At 59.5% G+C, this 1,698-nt stretch carries 1 protein-coding gene; it reads right to left on the bottom strand.

Going from position 1 to position 1,698, the window contains the following annotated elements:
• Nucleotides 1-161: 161 nt before the first annotated feature.
• Complete coding sequence (gene gshA / locus ISF28_RS30165; protein ID WP_198120870.1) at nt 162-1,463, bottom strand: glutamate--cysteine ligase; 1,302 nt, start codon at nt 1,461-1,463, stop codon at nt 162-164.
• Between the last annotated feature and the right edge of the window lie 235 nt (nt 1,464-1,698).

Below are 1,698 nucleotides of genomic sequence, written 5' to 3'. Positions count from 1 at the left end.
GAGAAGACATTTTTGACGACTCCTTCCAAGGCATTGCAAGCTCCAAATAACGAAGTTGCAATGATGATAAAAGGTGTCAACTATGTCTCTAGACAAGTGTCCACTATGTATCTGTGCCAAACAGGCCCCCCGCCCACCAAACGCATGCGATCCACGAACGATTAATAAATCTCCGGATCCGGATCCGTACGCTCCAGCTCCAGCGACGCCGCCAGCAATGCCAGGCGCGCCACGACGCCGTACACATAAAAACGGTTCGGCGCCGCCGTCCCCGGCTTGGCCTTGAGGTCAGGCACCGCATGCTGCTGCGCGAACGCGAGCGGCACGTAATGCGAGCCGGGCGCGTTCAGGTTCTGGTCGACGCCCCGCTCCGCATGCACGCGGTAGAAGCCGCCGACGACGTAGCGGTCGATCATGTACACGACCGGCTCCGCCACCGCGTCGTCGATCGACTCGAACGTGGGCACGCCTTCCTGGATCATCACGTCGGTGACGGTGACGCCATCCTTGATGACCGACATCTTGTTGCGCTGCTTGCGGTTCAGGTCCTTGACCTCGCTCGCATCCTTGACGGTCATGATGCCCATGCCGTACGTGCCGGCGTCCGGCTTGACGATGACGAAGGGTTTCTGGTCCTTCATCCCGTATTCCTTGTACTTCTTCTTGATCTTCGACAGCAGGGCCGACACGTTATCGGCCAGGCATTCCATGCCGACGTCTTCCTGGAAATTGACCTCGCCGCATTTGCTGTGCAGCGGGTTCACGAGCCAGGGGTCGATGTCGATCAGCTTGCCGAACTTCTTGGCGACCTCGTCGAACGCCTTGAAGTGATTGCTCTTGCGGCGCACGGCCCAGCCGGCGTGCAGCGGCGGCAGCAGCGATTGCTCGTGCACGTTCTCCAGGATCGACGGGATGCCGCTGGAGAGGTCGTTATTCAGCAGGATCGTGCACGGATCGAAGTCGGCCAGGCCCACGCGGCGCCCGTTCGGCGAGCGCACGAGCGGTTCCACGACGAGCATATTGCCGTCCGGGAGGACGAGCGGCGTCGGTTCCGTCACCTCGGGCGACAACGAGCCCAGGCGCACGTGCAGGCCCGTCTGGCGGAAGATCTGCATCAGGCGCTGCACGTTCTGCAGATAGTACGGATTGCGCGTGTGGCTTTCCGGGATCAAGAGGAGATTGCGGGCGTCCGGACAATACTTGTCGATCGCGGCCATGGCGGCCTGCACCGTCAGCGGCAGCATCTCCGTCGACAGGTTGTTGAAGCCGCCCGGGAACAGGTTCGTGTCCACCGGCGCCAGCTTGTAGCCGGCATTGCGCAGGTCCACCGAACAATAGAACGGCGGCGTGTGCTCCTGCCACTCGAGGCGGAACCACCGTTCGATGGCGGGCGTGGCTTCGAGGATCTTCTTTTCCAGGTCCAGCAGGGGACCGGACAGGGCAGTGGCGAGGTGGGGAACCATAAAAATGACGTCCTTCGGGCTTCTTGGCGATATGGTAAGCCGAGATTGGGGTGGTTGAACGTTTTTTAAAGTCCCATATTCATTCAGGAAACAAAAAAGCGCCAAGAATGAACTGAACCCCAAAAGTTGGACACCAACTTTTGGGGTTTTTTCATGGCGAAGTACGACGAGCAATTCAAGCTCTCGATAGTCGGGCAGTATCTCGACAAACAAGGTGGCTACAAGACTGTGGCGA

It is taken from the genome of Massilia rhizosphaerae (assembly GCF_016093545.1).
Lineage (GTDB): Bacteria > Pseudomonadota > Gammaproteobacteria > Burkholderiales > Burkholderiaceae_D > Telluria > Telluria rhizosphaerae.
This window is presented reverse-complemented; position numbering and strand designations above follow the sequence as displayed.